We start from the raw sequence: 21,812 nt of genomic DNA on the forward strand, positions 1-21,812 counted from the left end.
TTGATGGTGACGACGATGCCGGCACCGACGGTGCGGCCGCCTTCACGGATGGCGAAGCGCAGCTTCTCTTCCATGGCGATCGGCACGATCAGCTCGACATCGACCGTGATGTTGTCGCCAGGCATCACCATCTCGGTGCCGGCCGGCAGCGACACGATGCCGGTCACGTCCGTCGTGCGGAAGTAGAACTGCGGACGGTAGTTGGTGAAGAACGGCGTGTGACGGCCACCTTCGTTCTTGGTCAGGCTGTAGGCTTCGGCCACGAACTTCTCTTCCGGCTTCACCGTGCCGGGTTTGGCCAGAACCTGGCCGCGCTCGACGCCTTCACGATCAACGCCGCGCAGCAGCGCGCCGATGTTGTCGCCAGCCTGGCCCTGATCGAGCAGCTTGCGGAACATTTCCACGCCCGTGCAGGTCGTCTTGGTCGTCGGACGGATGCCGATGATCTCCAGCTCCTCGCCGACCTTGACCACGCCGCGCTCGACGCGGCCGGTCACGACCGTGCCACGGCCCGAGATCGAGAACACGTCTTCGATCGGCATCAGGAACGGCTTGTCGAGTGGACGAACCGGGGTCGGGATGTAGGCGTCGACCTGAGCCATCAGCTCGCGGATCGCGTCCTCGCCGATCGTCTTGTTCGAATCCTCCAGCGCGGCCAGCGCCGAACCCTTGACGATCGGAATGTCGTCGCCGGGGAATTCGTTCTTCGACAGAAGCTCGCGAACCTCGAGCTCGACCAGTTCCAAAAGCTCGGCGTCGTCGACCTGGTCGACCTTGTTCAGGAACACCACGATCGACGGCACGCCGACCTGACGGGCAAGCAGGATGTGCTCGCGGGTCTGCGGCATCGGGCCGTCGGCGGCCGACACGACCAGGATCGCGCCGTCCATCTGCGCGGCACCGGTGATCATGTTCTTCACATAGTCGGCGTGGCCGGGGCAGTCGACGTGGGCGTAGTGACGGTTGGCCGTCTCGTATTCAACGTGAGCCGTCGAGATGGTGATGCCGCGCGCCTTCTCTTCCGGCGCCGCATCGATCTGGTCGTAGCGCTTGTACTCGCCAAAATACTTCGTGATCGCCGCCGTCAGCGACGTCTTGCCATGGTCAACGTGACCAATCGTGCCGATGTTCACATGAGGCTTAGTGCGCTCGAATTTACCTTTTGCCATGTGATGTCTCCATTTCCTGCTCGCCCATGCGGGCTTTGAATTGCGTTACCGCGACGGCTCTTTCGAGTTACGCGTATTTTTTCTGGACTTCCTGGGCCACCGCGGTCGGGACCGGTTCGTAGTGGTCGAACTGCATCGTGTAGGCCGCGCGGCCCTGGCTCATCGAGCGCAGGTTGTCGACATACTTGAACATGTTGGCGAGCGGCACCATCGCGTTGATGACGACGGCCACGCCGCGCGCTTCCTGGCCCTGGATCTGGCCACGACGGCCGTTCAGGTCGCCGATGACGCTGCCGACATAGTCTTCCGGCGTCACGACTTCGACCTTCATGATCGGCTCGAGCAGCTGCACGCCAAGCTTGGGCGCGGCTTCACGGAAGCAGGCGCGGGACGCGATTTCAAAGGCCAGGACCGAGGAGTCGACGTCGTGGTAGGCGCCGTCGATCAGCGTCGCCCGGACGCCGATCATCGGGAAGCCCGCGAACGGACCAGCGCCCATGACGCTCTGGATGCCCTTTTCGACACCCGGAATGTATTCCTTCGGCACCGCGCCGCCGACGATCTTGGACTCGAAGACGAACTCTTCGCTCTCCGTGTTCGGCTCGAAGATAACCTTGACGCGGGCGAACTGGCCGGTACCGCCGGTCTGCTTCTTGTGGGTGTAGTCCTGCTCGTGCTTGCGGGTGATCGTCTCGCGATAAGCCACCTGCGGAGCGCCGACATTGGCTTCGACCTTGAACTCGCGACGCATGCGGTCGACGATGATGTCGAGGTGCAGTTCGCCCATGCCAGAGATGATGGTCTGGCCGCTTTCCTCGTCGGTCTTGACGCGGAAGGACGGATCCTCGGCAGCCAGGCGGTGAAGGGCGAGGCCCATCTTTTCCTGGTCGTTCTTGGTCTTCGGCTCGATGGCGATCTGGATGACCGGATCGGGGAATTCCATGCGCTCGAGGATGACCGGATGCAGCGGATCGCACAGCGTGTCGCCGGTGGTCGTGTCCTTGAGGCCAGCCAGAGCGACGATGTCGCCGGCGAAGGCTTCTTCGACGTCGGCGCGCGAGTTCGCATGCATCTGCAGCATGCGGCCGATGCGCTCCTTCTTGCCCTTGACGGTGTTGTCGACCGAGATGCCCTTGGTGAGCTTACCCGAATAGATGCGGGCGAAGGTCAGCGAACCGACGAAAGGGTCGTTCATGATCTTGAAGGCGAGCATCGAGAGCGGCTCGTCATCGACCGCATGACGCTCGATCTCGGCGTCGGTCTTGGCATCGACACCCTTGATGGCGGGAACGTCGGCCGGCGACGGCAGGTATTCGACGACGGCGTCGAGCAGCGGCTGCACGCCCTTGTTCTTGAAGGCCGAGCCACAGAACATCGGGAAGAACTTGACCGCGATCGTGCCCTTGCGGATCAGCGAACGGATCTCGTCATTCGACGGCATCTTGCCTTCGAGGTAGTTCTCGAGGGCCGTCTCGTCCATTTCGACGGCGGCCTCGATCATCTTCTCGCGGTATTCCACCGCACGTGCCTGAAGGTCGGCCGGTATCTCGACGACGTCCCAGGCAGCGCCCAGCGTCTCGTCACGCCAGACAAGCGCGTTCATCTCGACGAGGTCGACGACGCCCTTGAATTCGGTCTCGGCGCCGATCGGCAGCTGCATGACGACAGCCTGCGCACCAAGGCGCGAGCCGATCATCTCGACCGAGCGGTAGAAGTCGGCGCCGATCTTGTCCATCTTGTTGCAGAAGATCATGCGCGGCACGCGGTACTTGTCGGCCTGGCGCCAGACGGTTTCCGTCTGCGGCTCGACACCGGCGTTGGCGTCGAGCAGCGCGATGGCGCCGTCGAGCACGCGCAGCGAACGCTCGACTTCGATGGTGAAGTCGACGTGTCCGGGAGTGTCGATGATGTTGAAGCGGCGCATCTTGCCGTCACGGCCCTTCCAGAAGGTCGTGGTGGCGGCGGACGTGATGGTGATGCCGCGTTCCTGCTCCTGCTCCATCCAGTCCATGGTCGCAGCGCCGTCGTGCACTTCGCCGATCTTGTGCGACTTGCCCGTGTAATAGAGGACGCGCTCGGTGGTCGTCGTCTTGCCGGCGTCAATATGCGCCATGATACCGAAATTGCGGTAGTCTTCGATTTTGTATTCGCGGGCCATCGTAGCTGCCTCTCAGTCCTGTTCGCGCTTTACCAGCGGTAGTGTGCGAAAGCGCGGTTGGCTTCAGCCATCTTGTGGGTGTCTTCGCGCTTCTTGACGGCCGTGCCGCGGTTGTTGGCCGCGTCCATCAGCTCGCCGGAGAGGCGATCGATCATGGTGGTCTCGTTGCGGTTGCGGGCAGCCGCGATCAGCCAACGAATGGCCAATGCCTGACGGCGCTCGGGACGCACGTCGACCGGAACCTGGTAGGTGGCGCCGCCGACGCGACGCGAACGCACTTCCACATGCGGCGCGACATTGTCGAGCGCCTGATGGAAGACGGTGACCGGCTCCTGCTTGGTCTTCGACTGGACCTGGTCGAGCGCGCCATAGACGATGGTCTCGGCGACCGACTTCTTGCCGTCATACATGACGGCGTTCATGAACTTGGTGACGATCAGATCGCCGAACTTCGGATCCGGGTTGATCTCACGCTTTTCTGCACTGTGACGACGCGACATGGCTTTTGTCTCTCAATCTCATAGCCCGACGCTTTCAAGCAGCGCCAGGGCCGGAAAATCTTACTTCGGACGCTTGGCGCCGTACTTCGAACGGCGCTGCTTGCGGTTCTTCACGCCCTGCGTGTCGAGCACGCCGCGGATGATGTGGTAGCGGACGCCCGGAAGATCCTTGACGCGGCCGCCGCGGATCATGACCACGGAGTGTTCCTGAAGGTTGTGACCTTCGCCGGGGATGTAACCGATCACTTCAAAACCATTGGTCAGGCGGATCTTGGCCACCTTGCGCAGCGCCGAGTTCGGCTTCTTCGGCGTCGTCGTGTAGACGCGCGTGCAGACGCCCCGCTTCTGCGGGTTCTGCTGCATGGCCGGGACCTTGTTGCGCTTCACCGGCGCAATGCGCGGCTTGCGGATCAGCTGGTTGACGGTAGGCATTAAACCCTCTTGTCTCTCAATTCCGTGTCTCGTGCCGGTCAAGGCTCGCTCAAAGCGTCATTTCCATACGCAAATTCGGGCCACAAACCGCGCCTCGCGGTCTTGCCCGAACAAATCGCAGAGGAAGCGGAAGCCGCTTCGTGCACGCCGGAAATGTCTTTTCGCTCGTAAAACGAACCCTGTTTGAGGCAAACTCCAAAGCGTGTCGCTTCGGAAGGGAGAGCCTCACATCGGTTCTGACTGGGCGGCTTCTACTCGTAAGCCCGCGAACCGTCAACCCCGGCGCGGCAAATATTGCATCGAAGGCGGGGCTTGGCAGCCATGCGAAAACCGCAGGTAATTTTCTTTCGCCATTTTGCAAGGACGGAGAAGAAAGTAACCGGTTTTTGGCTGTCGCGCGGCCCCGCTTCATGCGAAAAGGCCGCCTGAGCACTCAAAATCCCCTCGCCCGCGCTTTGCCAGGAGGAATCAGCCCGTGAACGACAATGAAGAACGCCCGGTCACCATCATCACCGGCCGGGTGTGGAAGCGCAAAGGCGGCAAGCCGGAAGGCGTCCACGTCATGCTGGTGGCGCCCGACGACGATTCGGCGGTGCGTCGCGCCCTCGAATCGCTTGCGGCGGAAGGTTACGCCGAGGCCGAGCTCGACCAGATCGGCGATATGGACGGCGTGCCGGACGACGAGCCGCATCTGTCGGCCTATCAGGGCGCGCTCGAAGGCGAAGTGTCGATCGTCACCTTCGACGCACCGATCTGAAACCAGGGCACCGATGATGGCCGGATCAAAGCCGATTGAACCTGCATCCCGAGCCTGGACCGACCAGGCGGTCGCCGCGATCGAGGCCGACCAACACCGTTCGGCCGATACCCACCTCTGGAAATTCGATCTGCCGGCGCTGATTGGAATCGACTTCTATCTTAAGGATGAGTCCACCCATCCGACCGGCAGCCTCAAGCACAGACTTGCGCGTTCGCTGTTTCTCTATGCGCTGTGCAATGGCCTTGTCCGTGAAGACACCCCGGTGGTCGAAGCCTCATCAGGCTCGACAGCTGTGTCGGAAGCCTATTTCGCGCGCATGATCGGCGTGCCCTTCTATGCGGTGATGCCTCGGTCGACGTCGCGCGAAAAGATCGCCGCGATCGAGCACTATGGGGGCAACTGCCATTTCATCGATGACGGCAGGCGCATCTATGCCGAGTCGTCCGAACTCAGCGAACGGCTCGGCGGCCATTTCATGGACCAGTTTACCTATGCCGAACGTGCCACCGACTGGCGCGGCAACAACAACATCGCTGATTCCATCTTCGGACAGATGCGCGAGGAGCGGCACCCCATCCCAAGCTGGATCGTGATGAGTGGCGGGACGGGCGGCACCACCGCCACGATCGGCCGATACCTGCGCTACAAGCGGCACGCCACGCGGCTGTCGGTGGCGGATGTAGAACGCTCGGCCTTCTTCGAAGGCTTTGCCACGCATGATCGCGAATGTCGCTGCGAGCAGCCGTCGCGCATCGAAGGCATTGGCCGACCGCGCATGGAGCCCTCCTTCGTCCTAGGTGTCATTGATCACATGTTGCAGGTGCCGGATGCCGTGTCGCTGGCGGCAATGCGGGTGTTGTCGCGCCGGCTCGGCCGTCGTGTCGGCGGTTCGACTGGCACCAACTTCATCGCCATGTGCTTTCAGGCGGCGCGCATGATCGAGCACGGTAAGACCGGTTCGCTGGTGACGCTGATCTGCGATTCCGGCGACCGTTACGCCAACACCTACTATTCTGATGAGTGGCTGGCGGCCAACGGCCTCGACCCCTCGCCCTTCGAACCTGCGATCGAAGCCTTTTTGGGAGGCGGAAAACTGACACTGCAATTCGAGGAAAGCTGGGGCTGACTTTTCGGCTTCCGGCTTGCCCGGGGCAAGTGTTCTGATAGAAACGCTCACCATCATCAAACAGACGGAGCGGCCGTGTCCCAGCCCATCAACATCGGCATCGTCGGCGTCGGCAAGATCGTTCGCGACCAGCATCTGCCGGCGCTGGCGAAAGACCAGAACTATCGCCTCATCGCCGCCGCCAGCCGGCATGGCAAGGTCGACGGCATCCCGAACTTTCCGACCATCGAGGCGATGCTGGACGCGGTGGCGGAACTCGAGGCTGTCTCGCTCTGTATGCCACCGCAATTCCGCTACGATGCCGCGCGCACCGCGCTCGAGGCAAAGAAGCACGTCTTCCTGGAAAAGCCGCCGGGCGCCACGGTCAGCGAGGTCGAGGACCTGAAGGTGCTGGCCGCGAAAAACGGCGTCTCGCTGTTTGCCAGCTGGCACTCGCGCTATGCGCCGGCGGTGGAGGCCGCGCGCGGCTTTCTCGCATCGACCCGGCTCCGCTCCGCGGCGATCGTCTGGAAGGAAGATGTGCGCCGCTGGCATCCGAACCAGGACTGGATCTGGGCACCTGGCGGCTTCGGGGTCTTCGATCCCGGCATCAATGCGCTGTCGATCGCGACCCACATCCTGCCGGCAATGTTCATCACCTCGGCCGTGCTCGACTTTCCTGAAAACCGCGCCGCCCCGGTCGCGGCGCAAGTCACCTTCCGCACCTCGAACGGATTGCCGGTGACGATGGATCTCGACTGGCTGCAGACCGGCCCGCAAAGCTGGGACATCCTGGCCGACACAGATGCGGGCAAGATGGTGCTTTCCGGCGGCGGCTCGAAGCTCGCCATCGACGGCCGCGTGGTGCATGAGGAGCCTGAGGCGGAATACCCGATGCTCTACAAGCGTTTTGCCGAGATCCTGCGCGCCGGCAGCTCGGACGTCGACCTGGCGCCGCTCCAGCATGTCGCCGATGCCTTCATGCTCGGCAAGCGCAACGTGGTCGAGGCGTTTTTCGACTAAGCCTGCGGCAGATGAATTGTCAGCACGGCGGACCCATCTGCATCATCGCTTTTCGTCTGGAAACTCTCCCGGCTGAGGCCGGGAGATGCCGGGCGCCGTCCGATATCCGAGCTCCAGTTCGTTCAACACGTGCTGAACGGCCCCCTCAAGTTCGTCCTGTCCCCAGCCGAGCTCGACGATCTCGCCGTATTGGACGAAACTTGAGCGGTCGAAACCGTTCTCAGCGTCGTTGTAGGAAATGACGCCGCGACCGATCAGAGCCACGACCCAAATGCTGACATTTCCAGTCGGTGAACGATGAATCCACTGTTCTGGATCGATTCTGATCAGATCCCAGAGCCTTCTCTGCGCTAAACTCATGCGGTTCCGGCTCTCGTTGATCAATTCCCAGAGCGCGACTTCGTTCAATTGCCAATTCCCCAAGCACCTTCAGGATAAATCCATACACCATAGCTGGATCGTCTTCGCGGCAGTCAACCAGAAACCACCGCCAGCAACCTCATTTTACAATCGCAATGGCAAAGCCGTCATATCCCTTGGCGCCGACGGTCTGGATGGCTGTGCCGTCCAGTCGTTTGTCGCCACCGATGAATGAAAAGGCCGCGCGTGCGCCTTCGACATTGGCATCGCGGCCATCTTCGTTCACGACATAGCCGTCGCGGATGACGTTGTCGCAGACGATGACCGTTCCCGGCCGCGAAAGCCGCATGGCCCAGGAGAGATAGTTCGGGTTGTTCGGCTTGTCGGCATCGATGAAGATGAGATCGAACGGCCCGGCATTTTCAGCACTTAGCGCGGCCAGCGATTCAAGGGCCGGCCCGACCCGCAGTTCCACTTGGTCCGACACGCCTGCCCGCTCGAAATTCGACCGCGCGACCTTGGCGTGATGCGGGTCCAGTTCAAGCGTGACGATCTTGCCGTCCATGGGCAAGGCGCGAGCCATCCAGATCGTCGAATAGCCGCCCAACGTGCCGATTTCGAGAACCTTTTTCGCGCCCTGGATGCGCGCCAGAAGCGAGAGCAGCTTGCCCTGCGCCGCCGAGACGTCGATCGCTGGCAGGCCATTGTCGCGGTTGGCCGCCAGAACCGCATCGAGAACGGGATCCGCCTCGAAGAGCGAGGAAACGATGTAGTTGTCGACAGCCGTCCAGGTCTTCGTGCTCATCTGCCTTCCTCGATCGTTCGCTGAAAGGAAAAAGCCGCCGGGTTGCCCCGACGGCTTCTGTTGCCTGAGATTTTTGCCGCCGCGCCTACTGCGCGGCGGTTGTCATATCGGCCAGCATCGGCTCGGCCACTTCCACCCCGGAGGCCTTGCGGCGCTCGTCGATGATGAGTTCGTCGCGCGAGGTGGCGATGCGCCGGATCTGGCTCATCGTGCCGCCCGTACCGGCCGGGATCAACCGGCCGACGATGACGTTTTCCTTCAAGCCCTGCAGCATGTCGGTCTTGCCGGCAACGGCTGCTTCCGTCAGCACCCTGGTCGTCTCCTGGAAGGAGGCGGCCGAGATGAAGGACGGCGTCTGCAGCGAGGCCTTGGTGATGCCGAGCAGCACCGGCTGGCCTTCGGCCGGCTTCTTGCCGTCCTCGATCAGCCGCTCGTTGACCTCTTCCAGTTCGATCACGTCGACGTGGTCGCCCGGGATGTAGGTCGAGTCGCCCTGCGTGGTGATCTCGACCTTCTGCAGCATCTGGCGAACGATCACCTCGATGTGCTTGTCGTTGATCGACACGCCCTGCAGGCGGTAGACTTCCTGGATCTCGTTGACGAGGTAGGAAGCAAGAGCCTCCACGCCCTTGATCGCCAGGATGTCGTGCGGCGCCGGATTGCCGTCGAGGATGTAGTCGCCCTTCTCGATGACGTCGCCGTCCTGGAGATGGAACGGCTTGCCCTTCGGGATCAGGTATTCGACCGGCTCGAGCGTCGAGTCATGCGGCTCGATGATGATGCGGCGCTTGTTCTTGTAGTCGCGGCCGAAGCGGATCGTGCCATCGATCTCGGCGATGATGGCGTGATCCTTCGGACGACGTGCCTCGAACAGTTCGGCAACACGCGGCAGACCGCCGGTGATGTCCTTGGTCTTGGCGCTTTCCATCGGGATACGCGCCAGCACGTCGCCGGGACGAACCTGCGCACCCGGCTCGACCGAGAGAATGGCCTCGACCGAGAGCAGGAAGCGGGCATCGCCACCCTTCGACAGCTTGCCGACCTTGCCCTTGCCGTCCTGAACGACGATCGCCGGCTTCAGATCGTTGCCGCGCGGCGTCGAACGCCAGTCGATGACCTCACGCTTGGTGATGCCTGTCGACTCGTCGGCCGTTTCCTGGACGGAGATGCCGTCGACCAGATCCTCGAACGCCACCTTGCCCTCGATTTCGGTGAGGATCGGGCGGGTGTAGGGATCCCACTCGGCAATACGCTGGCCGCGCTTCACCTTGTCGCCATCGTCCACGAAGATACGCGAACCATAGGTGACACGGTGCGTGGCGCGCTCCTTGCCGGCTTCGTCGAGGATCAGCACCGCCATGTTGCGGCCCATGACCATCTGCTGGCCGTCGGAGTTGCGCACCACGTTGCGGTTGCGGATTTCGACCTTGCCCTCATAGGAGGCTTCAAGGAACGAGCTATCCACCACCTGCGCGGTACCGCCCATGTGGAAGGTACGCATGGTGAGCTGGGTGCCCGGCTCGCCGATCGACTGCGCCGCGATGACGCCGACGGCTTCACCCTGGTTGACCGGGGTGCCGCGCGCCAGATCGCGTCCGTAGCAGACCGCGCACACACCGACCCTGACCTCGCAGGTCAGTGCCGAGCGGATGCGGACCGACTGGACGCCGGCCTTTTCGATCTGCTCCACGTCGCGCTCGTCCATCAGCGTTCCGGCCTTGACCAGAAGGTCGCCGGTCACCGGATGGTTGATGTCGTCGAGCGCGGTGCGGCCCAGCACGCGCTGGCCGACCGAAGCGACGACCTGGCCGGCATCGACGATCGGCTGCATGGTGAGGCCCTTGTCGGTGCCGCAATCCACGGAGTTGACGATGCAGTCCTGCGCCACGTCGACCAGACGGCGGGTGAGGTAACCCGAGTTCGCCGTCTTCAAGGCGGTGTCGGCCAGACCCTTGCGGGCGCCGTGGGTCGAGTTGAAGTACTCGAGCACGGTCAGGCCTTCCTTGAAGTTCGAGATGATCGGCGTCTCGATGATTTCACCCGACGGCTTGGCCATCAGGCCGCGCATGCCGGCGAGCTGGCGCATCTGCGTGGGCGAGCCACGCGCACCGGAGTGCGACATCATGTAGATCGAGTTCATCGGCTTCTGACGGCCGTTGTCCTCGAACTCCACCGCCTTGATGCGGGCCATCATCTCGTCGGCGACCTTTTCCGAGCACTTGGCCCAGGCGTCGACGACCTTGTTGTACTTCTCGCCCTGCGTGATCAGGCCGTCATTGTACTGCTGCTCGTATTCCTTGGCCAAAGCCTCGGTGTCGGAGACCAGCTTGATCTTGCTGTCCGGGATCAGCATGTCGTCCTTGCCGAACGAAATGCCGGCACGGCAGGCGTGAGCGAAGCCGAGCGCCATGATACGGTCGCAGAAAATGACCGTCTCCTTCTGACCGCAATGGCGGTAGACGGTATCGATCATCTTGGAGATGTTCTTCTTGGTCATCTCCTGGTTGGCGGTCTCGTAAGGCACATTGACGTTTTTCGGCAGAAGCTCGCCGATGATCATGCGGCCAGGCGTGGTGTCATGGATCTTCGACACGACCTTGCCTTCGGCGTCGACCGTGCGGAAGCGACCCTTGATCTTGGCGTGCAGGGTCACCGCCTTGGTCTCGAGCGCGTGCTGGAGTTCGCCCATATCGGCAAACACCATGCCCTCGCCCGGCTCGTTCTGGTTGACGATCGAGAGATAGTAGAGACCCAGAACCATGTCCTGCGACGGCACGATGATCGGCGCGCCGGAAGCCGGGTGCAGGATGTTGTTGGTCGACATCATCAGCACGCGGGCTTCAAGCTGCGCTTCCAGGGACAGCGGCACGTGGACCGCCATCTGGTCGCCGTCGAAGTCGGCGTTGAAGGCCGTGCAGACCAGCGGGTGCAGCTGGATCGCCTTGCCTTCGATCAGGATCGGCTCGAACGCCTGGATGCCGAGGCGGTGCAGCGTCGGCGCGCGGTTGAGCAGCACCGGATGCTCGCGGATGACCTCGTCGAGGATATCCCAGACTTCCGGACGCTCCTTCTCGACCAGCTTCTTGGCCTGCTTGACGGTCGAGGAGTAACCCTTGGCGTCGAGACGGGCGTAGATGAAGGGCTTGAACAGTTCGAGCGCCATCTTCTTCGGCAGGCCGCACTGGTGCAGCTTGAGCTCCGGACCGGTGACGATGACCGAGCGGCCGGAATAGTCGACGCGCTTGCCGAGCAGGTTCTGACGGAACCGGCCCTGCTTGCCCTTGAGCATATCGGAAAGCGACTTCAGCGGACGCTTGTTGGCGCCGGTGATGACGCGGCCGCGACGGCCGTTGTCGAACAGTGCGTCGACAGCTTCCTGCAGCATGCGCTTTTCATTGCGCACGATGATGCCGGGCGCACGCAACTCGATCAGCCGCTTCAGGCGGTTGTTGCGGTTGATGACGCGGCGATAGAGATCGTTCAGGTCGGACGTCGCGAAACGGCCGCCGTCCAGAGGAACCAGCGGACGCAGGTCCGGCGGGATCACCGGAACCACCTTCATGATCATCCATTCCGGACGGTTGCCGGATTCCATGAAGTTCTCGACGACCTTGAGCCGCTTCAGATACTTCTTCTGCTTGAGTTCGGAGGTGGTCGAAGCCAGTTCCGAACGCAGGTCGCCGGCGATCTTCTCCAGATCCATGCCGGCCAGAAGGTCATGAATGGCCTCGGCGCCGATCATGGCGGTGAACGAATCCTCGCCATACTCGTCGACGGCGATCATGTACTCTTCCTCGCTGAGCAGCTGGTGCTCCTTCAGCGCGGTGAGGCCGGGTTCGGTGACGATGTAGTTCTCGAAGTAAAGGACGCGCTCGATGTCCTTCAGGGTCATGTCGAGCAGCGTGCCGATGCGCGAGGGCAGCGACTTCAAGAACCAGATATGGGCGACGGGAGCGGCGAGCTCGATATGGCCCATGCGCTCGCGGCGGACGCGCGACAGCGTGACTTCGACGCCGCACTTTTCACAGATGACGCCCTTGTACTTCATGCGCTTGTACTTGCCGCACAGGCACTCATAGTCCTTGATCGGGCCAAAAATGCGCGCGCAGAACAGACCGTCACGCTCCGGCTTGAAGGTGCGGTAGTTGATGGTCTCCGGCTTCTTGATCTCGCCGAACGACCAGGACAGAATCTTCTCAGGGCTGGCCAGTGAGATCCGGATGGAATCGAACACCTGCGCAGGCGCCTGCGGATTGAAGAGATTCATGACCTCTTGGTTCATGCCGTTCTCCTTTTCGGGGTCCTCGAAAACCCCTTGCATCTAGTCGCGGGCCAAACGCCCGCCGTCTTTGTCGGCCACCGGCCGTCGAATTCCTTTGGCGCGCCGCAACTTCGTGCGGCGCGCTCTAGCCTTTACTCAGCCGCGTCGGGCAGCCGAACCGGGGCGTCGTCGAGCTTGGTGTTCTCCAGCTCGACATTGAGGCCGAGAGACCGCATTTCCTTGACGAGCACGTTGAAGCTCTCCGGAATGCCGGCCTCGAACGTGTCGTCGCCGCGCACGATCGCCTCGTAGACCTTGGTGCGGCCGGCGACGTCGTCCGACTTCACCGTCAGCATTTCCTGCAGCGTGTAGGCGGCGCCATAGGCTTCCAGCGCCCAGACCTCCATTTCACCGAAGCGCTGGCCACCGAACTGCGCCTTGCCGCCCAGCGGCTGCTGGGTGACGAGCGAGTACGGACCGATCGAACGCGCGTGGATCTTGTCGTCCACCAGGTGGTGAAGCTTGAGCATGTAGATATAGCCCATCGTCACCTTGCGATCGAACGGCTCGCCCGTGCGTCCGTCATAGAGCTGCGACTGACCGCTGGTGTGCAGGCCCGCCTGCTCCAGCATGATGTTGATGTCAGCCTCGTGCGCACCGTCGAACACCGGGGTCGCGATCGAGACGCCGCGGCGCATCTGCTCGCTGAGGCGAACAATGCTCTCGTCGTCATACTCGCGGATCGGCTCGTTGCGGTCATTGGCCGGCATGAAGCTCTCGAGCGTCTTGCGCAGCGGCTTGATGTCGCCGGCCGCCTTGTACGTGTCGATCAGTTCGCCGATCTTCCTGCCCATGCCCGCGCAGGCCCAGCCGAGATGCGTTTCCAGGATCTGGCCGACATTCATGCGGCTCGGCACACCCAGCGGGTTGAGCACGATATCGGCATGCGTGCCGTCCTCGAGGAAAGGCATGTCCTCGACCGGAACGATGCGCGACACGACACCCTTGTTGCCGTGACGGCCGGCCATCTTGTCGCCCGGCTGCATCTTGCGCTTCACCGCGACGAAGGCCTTGACCATCTTCATGACGCCGGGAGGCATTTCGTCGCCGCGCTGGACCTTCTCGACCTTATCCATGAAGCGCTGCTCGAGCGCCTTCTTGGAGTCATCGTACTGGCCACGCAGGGCTTCCAGTTCGCTCTGGAGCTTTTCGTTCTCCACGGCAAACTGCCACCACTGCGAACGCGGATACTCGTCGAGCGTATCCTTCGACAGCGTCGAGCCCTTCTTGAAGCCCTTCGGTCCAGCGATCGCTTCCTTGCCGACGAGCACGTCGGAAAGACGCGCGTAGACGTTGCGGTCCAGGATGGCCTGCTCGTCGTCACGGTCCTTGGCGAGGCGTTCGATCTCCTCGCGCTCGATTGCCATGGCGCGCTCGTCCTTCTCCACACCGTGGCGATTGAACACGCGCACCTCGACGACGGTGCCGAAAGTGCCCGGAGGCATGCGCATCGAAGTGTCGCGCACGTCGGAAGCCTTTTCGCCGAAGATGGCGCGCAGAAGCTTCTCTTCGGGCGTCATCGGGCTTTCGCCCTTCGGCGTGATCTTGCCGACGAGGATGTCGCCCGGCTGCACTTCCGCGCCGATATAGACGATGCCAGCTTCGTCGAGGTTCTTCAGCGCTTCTTCCGAAACGTTGGGAATGTCACGCGTGATTTCCTCCGGACCAAGCTTGGTATCGCGCGCCATGACCTCGAACTCCTCGATGTGGATCGAGGTGAAGACGTCGTCGGCGACGATGCGCTCGGAGAGCAGGATGGAGTCCTCGTAGTTGTAGCCGTTCCACGGCATGAACGCGACCAGCACGTTGCGGCCGAGCGCCAGATCACCGAGCTCGGTCGACGGACCGTCGGCGATGATGTCGCCCTTGTTGACCCGGTCACCCATGCGCACCAGCGGACGCTGGTTGATGCAGGTGTTCTGGTTCGAACGCTGGAACTTCATCAGCCGGTAGATGTCGACGCCGGACTTGCCCGGATCGAGATCTTCCGTTGCGCGGATGACGATACGCGTCGCGTCCACCTGGTCGACAATGCCACCGCGGCGGGCACCGATGGCGGCGCCTGAGTCACGGGCAACGACCGGCTCCATGCCGGTGCCGACGAACGGCGCCTCGGCGCGCACCAGCGGCACGGCCTGACGCTGCATGTTCGAGCCCATCAGAGCGCGATTGGCGTCGTCGTTTTCCAGGAACGGAATCAGGGCCGCGGCCACCGACACCATCTGCTTGGGCGACACGTCCATCAGGTCGACGTTTTCGCGCGGCGCCATCATCACTTCGCCGGCGCTGCGGCAAATGACGAACTCGTCGACGAAGCCGCCATTCTTGTCGAGCTCGGCGTTGGCCTGCGCGACATGGTGCTTGGCTTCTTCCATCGCCGAGAGATAGACGACGTCATTGGTGAGCTTGCCGTCGACGATCTTGCGGTACGGGCTTTCGATGAAGCCGTACTTGTTGACGCGCGCGAAGGTAGCCAGCGAGTTGATCAGACCGATATTCGGGCCTTCCGGCGTCTCGATCGGGCAGATACGGCCGTAATGCGTCGGGTGCACGTCGCGCACTTCGAAGCCGGCGCGCTCGCGGGTCAGACCGCCCGGTCCAAGCGCCGAAAGACGACGCTTGTGGGTGATCTCCGACAGCGGGTTGGTCTGATCCATGAACTGCGACAGCTGCGAGGAACCGAAGAACTCGCGCACGGCGGCGGCCGCCGGCTTGGCGTTGATCAGATCCTGCGGCATCACCGTGTCGATCTCGATCGAGGACATACGCTCCTTGATCGCGCGCTCCATGCGCAGCAGGCCGACGCGGTACTGGTTCTCCATCAACTCGCCGACGGAACGCACGCGGCGGTTGCCGAGATTGTCGATGTCGTCGATCTCGCCCTTGCCGTCGCGCAGTTCGACCAGCGTCTTGACCACGGCCAGGATGTCCTCCTTGCGCAGCACGCGCACGGTGTCCTCGGCCTTGAGTTCGAGGCGCATGTTCATCTTGACGCGGCCGACAGCCGACAAATCGTAGCGCTCGCTATCGAAGAACAGCGAGTTGAACATGGCTTCGGCGGTCTCGAGCGTCGGCGGCTCGCCCGGGCGCATGACACGATAGATGTCGAACAGCGCGTCCTGGCGGCTCTCGTTCTTGTCGACGTTGAGCGTGTTGCGGATATAGGCGCCGACATTGACGTGGTCGATGTCGAGAACCTTGATCTCCTGCTCGCCGGTGCCAAGCAGCACCTTGAGCGTCTTTTCATCGATCTCGTCGCCGGCTTCGAGGAAGATCTCGCCGGTGGCGTAATTGACGATGTCCTCGGCCAGGTAGTTGCCGAGCAAATCCTCATCGGTCGCCTTGATCGCCTTCAGGCCCTTTTCGCCGAGCTGGCGCGCCTGGCGGGCGGTGATCTTCTTGCCGGCCTCGACAACGATCTCGCCCGTATCGGCGTCGACCAGATCGCCGACGGCCTTGAGGCCGCGGAAACGCTCGACGTTGAACGGAATGCGCCAGTGGTCGCCGGCGCGCACATAGCTGATCTTGTTGTAGAAGGTCGACAGGATCTCTTCGCCATCCATGCCGAGCGCCATCAACAGCGACGTCACCGGAATCTTGCGGCGGCGGTCGATGCGGGCGTGCACCACGTCCTTGGAATCGAACTCGATGTCGAGCCACGAGCCGCGATAGGGAATGACGCGCGCGGCAAACAGAAGCTTGCCCGACGAGTGCGACTTGCCCTTGTCGTGGTCGAAGAAGACGCCCGGCGAACGGTGCATCTGCGAGACGATGACGCGCTCGGTGCCGTTGACGATGAAGGTGCCGTTCAAGGTCATGAGCGGCATGTCGCCCATGTAGACGTCCTGCTCCTTGATGTCCTTGATCGACTTGGCGCCGGTATCCTCGTCGATATCGAACACGATGAGGCGCAGCGTCACCTTCAGCGGCGCGGCATAAGTCAGGTCGCGCTGACGGCATTCGTCAACGTCGAATTTCGGTCCTTCGAACTCGTACTTCACGAACTCCAGCATCGAGGAGCCGGAAAAATCGGAGATCGGGAAGACCGACTTGAAAACAGCCTGCAGCCCCTCGTCCGGACGGCCGCCCTTGGGCTCGTCCACCATCAGGAACTGGTCATAGGATGCCTTCTGAACCTCGATCAGGTTCGGCATCTCCGCAACTTCCGGAATCTTTCCGAAGAACTTGCGTACGCGTCTGCGGCCATTGAAAGTCTGGGTCTGGGCCATCGTCGCTCCTTAGCTCTAAACTCGGGACGAACCTCGCCGCGGTCCGCCTTGCATACCGAACCGCCTGGGCGGCGGCTCTCTGTCTGTTCTCCGTCCGCCTTTCGGCGGACGGCTAAAACGGGAGAAAACCCGTTTCCTGAAGGCCGGTTCGCGGCCCTCAGGAAAGAGGTTCTCGTACATCTCGCGCTACGCGTCCTCCCTCCAGGCGAAGGGAGTGGCGGACGGCGCGAGGCCGCCCGCCGCTTTTACGCTTACTTCAGGTCGACCTTGGCGCCGGCTGCTTCCAGCTGGGCCTTGAACTTGTCAGCGTCGGCCTTGGAAACGCCTTCCTTGACCGGCTTCGGAGCCGCTTCGACCAGGTCCTTGGCTTCCTTGAGGCCAAGACCGGTGATGGCGCGGACTTCCTTGATGACGTTGATCTTCTGAGCGCCAGCGTCGGTGAGGACGACGTCGAATTCCGTCTTTTCCTCGGCCGGAGCAGCAGCAGCGGCAGCGCCGCCAGCAGCGGCAACCGCCACCGGAGCAGCAGCCGAAACGCCCCACTTTTCTTCCAGAAGCTTCGACAGCTCGGCCGCCTCGAGGACGGTCAGCTTCGAAAGGTCGTCTACGATCTTTGCGAGATCAGCCATTGTTGTATTCCTTCGTTAGGTTCGAACGTGTGTTTTTGATAGCGAGGAACGGCCTCATGCCGCCTCGTCCTTCCGGGCGTAAGCGCCGATGACGCGCGCGACCGAGGCCGCTGGCGCATTGACGATCTGGGCGATCCGGGTTGCCGGCGTGGCGATCATGCCAACCAGCCTGGCGCGCAGCTCATCGAGCGACGGAAGTGTGGCGAGTGCCTTCACACCGTCGGCATTGAGCGAGGTGGTGCCCATTGCGCCGCCGAGAATGACGAGCTTGTCATTTCCCTTGGCGAAATCGGACGCGACCTTCGGCGCCGCAATCGGATCCTCCGAATAAGCAATCAGCGTCTGTCCCTTGAACAGGTCGATGATTGATGCGGAGTCCGTGCCCTGAAGAGCGATTTTGGCGAGACGGTTCTTCGCGACTTTAACGGTGCCACCGGCGGCGCGCATTTTCGACCGAAGGTCGTTCATTTGCGCGACGGTGATACCGGCATAGTGGGCCACGACGACTGAACCTGCGTTTCCGAACGCTTCGTTCAGGCCCGTGACGAGTTCGCGTTTTTCCGCTCTGTCCACTGCCTATCTCCAGTTGACCCCAATCCCGTCAATGAGAACATCTCATTTCGAGGACAGGCGTCGGGTTGCCTTTTGCCGGCCGGGCCATCCAGTAACGGATCTCCCGAACGACGCTCGAGGATCCTGCCCCCTTTCGCCACACCGACGGCAAGGCCGGCGATGCGCAGACAAAAGGCAAACACGGTTCGAACCTTTCATTGGAGCATTCGCTCCGTTGTCGGGTCTTCACCCGTCTCATGCAGGCCCACATGAATTAAGGCTTTTGGGCCGCCTGCAATCTCGGACAGGATGTCCGGAAGCCTTTCGACTTCCGGCACCGGGCCCAGGATAAATCCAAGGCCCGGAATTCAGTCACGGATCGGCCTTCCGGCGGCCGATCCAAATGGTCTTAATCAGGACGCAGCGAGCGTCGAGACGTCGAGCTTGAGGCCCGGGCCCATCGTCGAGGTGACCGACACCTTCTTGACGTAGTTGCCCTTGGCGCCAGCCGGCTTTGCCTTGGTCACCGCATCGGCGAAGGCGCGGATGTTCTCTTCCAGCGCCTTGACGTCGAACGAGACCTTGCCGACGCCGGCATGAACGATGCCGGCCTTCTCGACGCGGAACTCGACCGCGCCGCCCTTCGATGCCTTGACGGCGGCGGCGACGTCGGTGGTGACGGTGCCGACCTTCGGGTTCGGCATCATGCCGCGCGGGCCGAGCACCTTACCGAGACGGCCGACCAGCGGCATCATGTCCGGCGTGGCGATGCAGCGATCGAAATCGATCGTGCCCTTCTGGACGATGTCGACCAGGTCTTCCGCGCCGACGATGTCGGCGCCGGCGGCCTTGGCTTCCTCGGCCTTGTCGCCACGGGCGAACACGGCGACGCGAACCGAGCGGCCGGTGCCGTTCGGCAGGTTGACCACGCCGCGGACCATCTGGTCGGCATGGCGCGGGTCGACGCCGAGGTTCATGGCGACTTCGACGGTCTCGTCGAACTTGACCGAGGAACGGTCCTTGAGCAGCTTCAGCGCTTCACCCAGGGCATAAGCCTTGTTGGGATCGATGCCTTCGCGGGTCTTCGATACACGCTTTGCAATCTTTGCCATGATCTCAGCCCACCACTTCCAGACCCATCGAGCGGGCGGAGCCCTCGACCATGCGCATGGCCGCCTCGACGTCGTTTGCGTTCAGATCCTTCATCTTGGCGGTCGCGATTTCGCGCACCTTGTCGCGCGAAACGGTGCCAGCCTTGACCTTGCCCGGCTCCTTCGAGCCCGACTTCAGGTTCGCGGCCTTCTTCAGGAAATAGCTCACCGGCGGCGTCTTCATGACGAAGGTGAACGACTTGTCCTGATAGTAGGTGATGACGACCGGAACCGGCGATCCCTTTTCCATTTCCTGGGTCTGCGCGTTGAACGCCTTGCAGAACTCCATGATGTTGATGCCGCGCTGACCAAGCGCCGGGCCGATCGGGGGCGACGGCGTGGCCGAACCCGCGGAGACCTGAAGCTTGAGCTGGCCTGCAATTTTCTTAGCCATCTCTTTTCCTGCCTTTGTCTATGCCGGCCCCATCAGGGAAAACACCGGCGGTTGCAGTCTGGTGGTGCGGTTCGCGCGGCCGGCTAAAGCCACGTTCGCCTCCCACCGTTCTCAGGCCATGCGTTTCCGCACCGCCTCCCCTGATCGCCAGACCGGCATCAGGGATTTCGGATCAGCCCTTTTCGACCTGTCCGAATTCCAGATCGACAGGCACGGCGCGCCCGAAGATCGAAACTTCCACCTTGAGCCGCGCCCGCTCCTCGTCCACTTCCTGGACGAAGCCGTTGAACGACGCGAAAGGACCATCCGAGACGCGGATCGCCTCGCCGATCTCGAAAGTGACCGAGGGCTTCGGCCGCTCGACGCCTTCCTGCACCTGGTTCAGGATGCGCTGCGCTTCCGCCTCGGTGATCGGCACCGGCTTGGAGTCACCGAGAAAACCGGTGACCTTCGGCGTGTTCTTCACGAGCGAGAACACGGCGTCGGTCAAATTGGCCTTCAGGAGCACATAGCCCGGGAAGAACTTGCGCTCGGCATCGACCTTGCGGCCACGACGAACCTCGACCACCTTCTCGGTCGGCACCACGATCTGCTCGATATCGGCGGACAGGCCCTTCTGCTTGGCCTTGTTCTCGATGTCCTCGGCGACCTTCTTTTCAAAGTTCGAATAAGCGTGGACGATGTACCAGCGCGCAGCCATTTTTTTAGACTTCTCCGTAGTCGCCGGACTTAGCGTCCAATGCCCAGAATCTGTTCGATCGCGAGGCCCATCAACTGATCGGCGCTAAAGAAAAAGATCATCGCAATCACAGCGAAGGCCAGAACCATCACCGTCGAGATCATCGTTTCGCGCCGCGACGGCCAAGTCACCTTGGCGGTCTCCGAGCGAACCTGCTGGAGAAAGACGAAAGGATTTGTGGTTTTCGAAGCCATATGCCGCTCTGTCTTCAAGACCCGTTGGCCGGGTCCCCTGGATGATCCCGCTGGCCGGGACGTGCCGCCTGGGCCCAGTCTCGCGCCGAATCAGCGCAATCATTTCGCCCATGCAAATCAGACGCGTAAAGCCGGCTTCCCAGCTCCACGCGTCGCGTGTCTGTTCTGTCTACATAAAACCGATTCTTGATCCACGCAAGTGGCAAGTGTCCGCTTTATGACCAAACGCCGCCTCGGAACCATCCAGTCGTTCCGTCCCGGCTATGGCGTCCTTATGCCCCAATCGCCCTAATATGGCAAGCGTGTCGCCGATTTTCAAAGGGCGGTCCGCGGAAATATCATTTCTGACGGCCATTTTGAATGGCACGGGCAGCAGGGCTCGAACCTACGACCTGCGGTTTTGGAGACCGCCGCTCTACCAACTGAGCTATGCCCGTATCGTGCGCGCTTCGGCGCAGCAGGGGCTTCCTAAAAGCTTCCGCGCTGTCTGTAAAGAGTGGTTTGCACGCAAACGCGCCTTCATCCCCTTTGCCAGAAATCGGGATAGGTGACGACCAGCCCGTCGTGGTCGATCTCGAGTTCGCGCCTGAAGTCACTGACGCGCGATTCATAGAGATATCGTCTGCCCTCCTTTGGCCGGAGCTCATGACGACGGAGTCGGCAAAAACCTCCCCTGCGCGCTCACGCAGTTCAAGATGCTCGATACCGGGGCCGTCCCACTCGCGCCAGCGCACGGTCTTGAAATGGGCCGACATCAGCCCCGCACTCCGAGGCGGATGGAAGCTACTTTGTTACCGGCGGCGTGTACGGCCCGCCAGGCACGCCCCAGCCCCAGGCAGGCATCGGCTCGGTTTCCGGATCGCAGGTCTCGCCGAGATTGGAGTTCATCTTGGCCAATCGCGATCCCCATTCGATATAGCCCATGAAGGCCGAACGGAATTCGGGATCGTCCGGCAAGCCGACCTCGTCGGCTGCGTCGGCGAGCAGGTTGATCCAGCGGCGGCGCTGTTCTTCCGTCAGATGCTTGCCCAGATGATGCATGACCATCTCGCGGTGGCCGCCGAATTTCTCGCTATAGGTCTTCGGTCCGCCAAAGACCTCGCCGATGAAGGCCGCGACATGGGCGGGATGGTCCGGCGACATCGCCTTGAATACCGGCCCGACGACCGGGTCCTTTGCCACCTTGTCATAGAAGGTCTGCGTGAGCCGGTTCAGGGCATCGCTGCCACCGGCCCATTCGTAGAGTGTCGGAACATCCCGGCTCATCATCGATCCTCCGCCAGCCCCGGCG

The 21,812-nt window shown here is 62.2% G+C and carries 18 protein-coding genes, 1 tRNA gene and 1 pseudogene; 3 read left to right on the plus strand and 17 right to left on the minus strand.

Annotated features, from left to right (window positions below):
* The 4 genes from tuf to rpsL form a co-directional block, all read right to left on the minus strand.
* Positions 1-1,169, minus strand: a 1,169-nt coding sequence (tuf, locus tag CK226_RS07145; protein ID WP_095791823.1) for an elongation factor Tu, incomplete at its 3' end; no start/stop codon positions are given.
* 67 nt (positions 1,170-1,236) lie between these two features.
* Positions 1,237-3,327 carry an elongation factor G gene (gene fusA, locus CK226_RS07150; protein WP_095770222.1) on the minus strand — a complete coding sequence of 697 codons (2,091 nt, stop codon included), beginning with the start codon at positions 3,325-3,327 and terminating at the stop codon, positions 1,237-1,239.
* Positions 3,328-3,356: 29 nt separating this feature from the next.
* Positions 3,357-3,827: a 30S ribosomal protein S7 gene (rpsG, locus tag CK226_RS07155; RefSeq protein WP_006202127.1), complete on the minus strand. Its 471-nt coding sequence runs from the start codon at positions 3,825-3,827 to the stop codon at positions 3,357-3,359.
* Positions 3,828-3,887: 60 nt separating this feature from the next.
* On the minus strand, positions 3,888-4,259 hold the full coding sequence (gene rpsL / locus CK226_RS07160; protein WP_006333356.1) for a 30S ribosomal protein S12: 372 nt from the start codon (positions 4,257-4,259) through the stop codon (positions 3,888-3,890).
* Positions 4,260-4,734: 475 nt separating this feature from the next.
* Here rpsL and CK226_RS07165 point away from each other — a divergent pair, with 475 nt between their 5' ends.
* The 3 genes from CK226_RS07165 to CK226_RS07175 all read left to right on the plus strand — a co-directional run bounded on the left by CK226_RS07165 (position 4,735) and on the right by CK226_RS07175 (position 7,147).
* A complete protein-coding gene (locus CK226_RS07165; protein WP_095770223.1) occupies positions 4,735-5,016 on the plus strand; it encodes a transcriptional regulator in 282 nt (93 codons plus the stop codon).
* Between the two features lie 13 nt (positions 5,017-5,029).
* The gene (locus tag CK226_RS07170; protein ID WP_095791463.1) at positions 5,030-6,145 is read left to right on the plus strand and encodes a PLP-dependent cysteine synthase family protein; all 1,116 of its coding nucleotides are present in this window, start codon (positions 5,030-5,032) and stop codon (positions 6,143-6,145) included.
* A gap of 75 nt (positions 6,146-6,220) precedes the next feature.
* Entirely contained in the window at positions 6,221-7,147 is a 927-nt protein-coding gene (locus CK226_RS07175; protein WP_095791464.1) for a Gfo/Idh/MocA family oxidoreductase, read from the plus strand.
* 42 nt (positions 7,148-7,189) lie between these two features.
* On the opposite strand, the gene CK226_RS07180 is transcribed toward CK226_RS07175, so the two are convergent.
* The 13 genes and pseudogenes from CK226_RS07180 to CK226_RS07240 form a co-directional block, all read right to left on the minus strand.
* Complete coding sequence (locus tag CK226_RS07180; protein ID WP_210202227.1) at positions 7,190-7,555, minus strand: hypothetical protein; 366 nt, start codon at positions 7,553-7,555, stop codon at positions 7,190-7,192.
* Positions 7,556-7,646: 91 nt separating this feature from the next.
* A complete protein-coding gene (locus tag CK226_RS07185; RefSeq protein ID WP_095791465.1) occupies positions 7,647-8,312 on the minus strand; it encodes an O-methyltransferase in 666 nt (221 codons plus the stop codon).
* A gap of 85 nt (positions 8,313-8,397) precedes the next feature.
* Positions 8,398-12,594: a DNA-directed RNA polymerase subunit beta' gene (gene rpoC / locus CK226_RS07190; RefSeq protein ID WP_095770854.1), complete on the minus strand. Its 4,197-nt coding sequence runs from the start codon at positions 12,592-12,594 to the stop codon at positions 8,398-8,400.
* 131 nt (positions 12,595-12,725) lie between these two features.
* Positions 12,726-16,862 (minus strand): DNA-directed RNA polymerase subunit beta, encoded by a 4,137-nt coding sequence (rpoB, locus tag CK226_RS07195; RefSeq protein WP_095791466.1) that lies wholly within the window; start codon positions 16,860-16,862, stop codon positions 12,726-12,728.
* 251 nt (positions 16,863-17,113) lie between these two features.
* Positions 17,114-17,491: a 50S ribosomal protein L7/L12 gene (rplL, locus tag CK226_RS07200; RefSeq protein WP_010909265.1), complete on the minus strand. Its 378-nt coding sequence runs from the start codon at positions 17,489-17,491 to the stop codon at positions 17,114-17,116.
* Between the two features lie 54 nt (positions 17,492-17,545).
* The gene (gene rplJ, locus CK226_RS07205) at positions 17,546-18,064 is read right to left on the minus strand and encodes a 50S ribosomal protein L10 (protein WP_019857958.1); all 519 of its coding nucleotides are present in this window, start codon (positions 18,062-18,064) and stop codon (positions 17,546-17,548) included.
* A 392-nt stretch (positions 18,065-18,456) separates the two neighbouring features.
* Positions 18,457-19,155, minus strand: a complete 699-nt coding sequence (gene rplA / locus CK226_RS07210; protein WP_010909263.1) for a 50S ribosomal protein L1 — start codon at positions 19,153-19,155, stop codon at positions 18,457-18,459.
* Positions 19,156-19,159: 4 nt separating this feature from the next.
* Positions 19,160-19,588 (minus strand): 50S ribosomal protein L11, encoded by a 429-nt coding sequence (gene rplK, locus CK226_RS07215; RefSeq protein ID WP_010909262.1) that lies wholly within the window; start codon positions 19,586-19,588, stop codon positions 19,160-19,162.
* A 172-nt stretch (positions 19,589-19,760) separates the two neighbouring features.
* The gene (gene nusG / locus CK226_RS07220; protein ID WP_010909261.1) at positions 19,761-20,288 is read right to left on the minus strand and encodes a transcription termination/antitermination protein NusG; all 528 of its coding nucleotides are present in this window, start codon (positions 20,286-20,288) and stop codon (positions 19,761-19,763) included.
* Positions 20,289-20,317: 29 nt separating this feature from the next.
* Complete coding sequence (gene secE / locus CK226_RS07225) at positions 20,318-20,521, minus strand: preprotein translocase subunit SecE (protein ID WP_010909260.1); 204 nt, start codon at positions 20,519-20,521, stop codon at positions 20,318-20,320.
* Between the two features lie 361 nt (positions 20,522-20,882).
* Positions 20,883-20,958, minus strand: a tRNA-Trp gene (locus CK226_RS07230).
* A gap of 82 nt (positions 20,959-21,040) precedes the next feature.
* Positions 21,041-21,112, minus strand: a pseudogene (locus CK226_RS35465) (hypothetical protein); the annotation flags it as partial.
* Between the two features lie 192 nt (positions 21,113-21,304).
* A complete protein-coding gene (locus tag CK226_RS07240; RefSeq protein ID WP_095788279.1) occupies positions 21,305-21,787 on the minus strand; it encodes a group II truncated hemoglobin in 483 nt (160 codons plus the stop codon).
* Positions 21,788-21,812: the final 25 nt, after the last annotated feature.

Source organism: Mesorhizobium sp. WSM4311 (assembly GCF_002295115.1).
Lineage (GTDB): Bacteria > Pseudomonadota > Alphaproteobacteria > Rhizobiales > Rhizobiaceae > Mesorhizobium.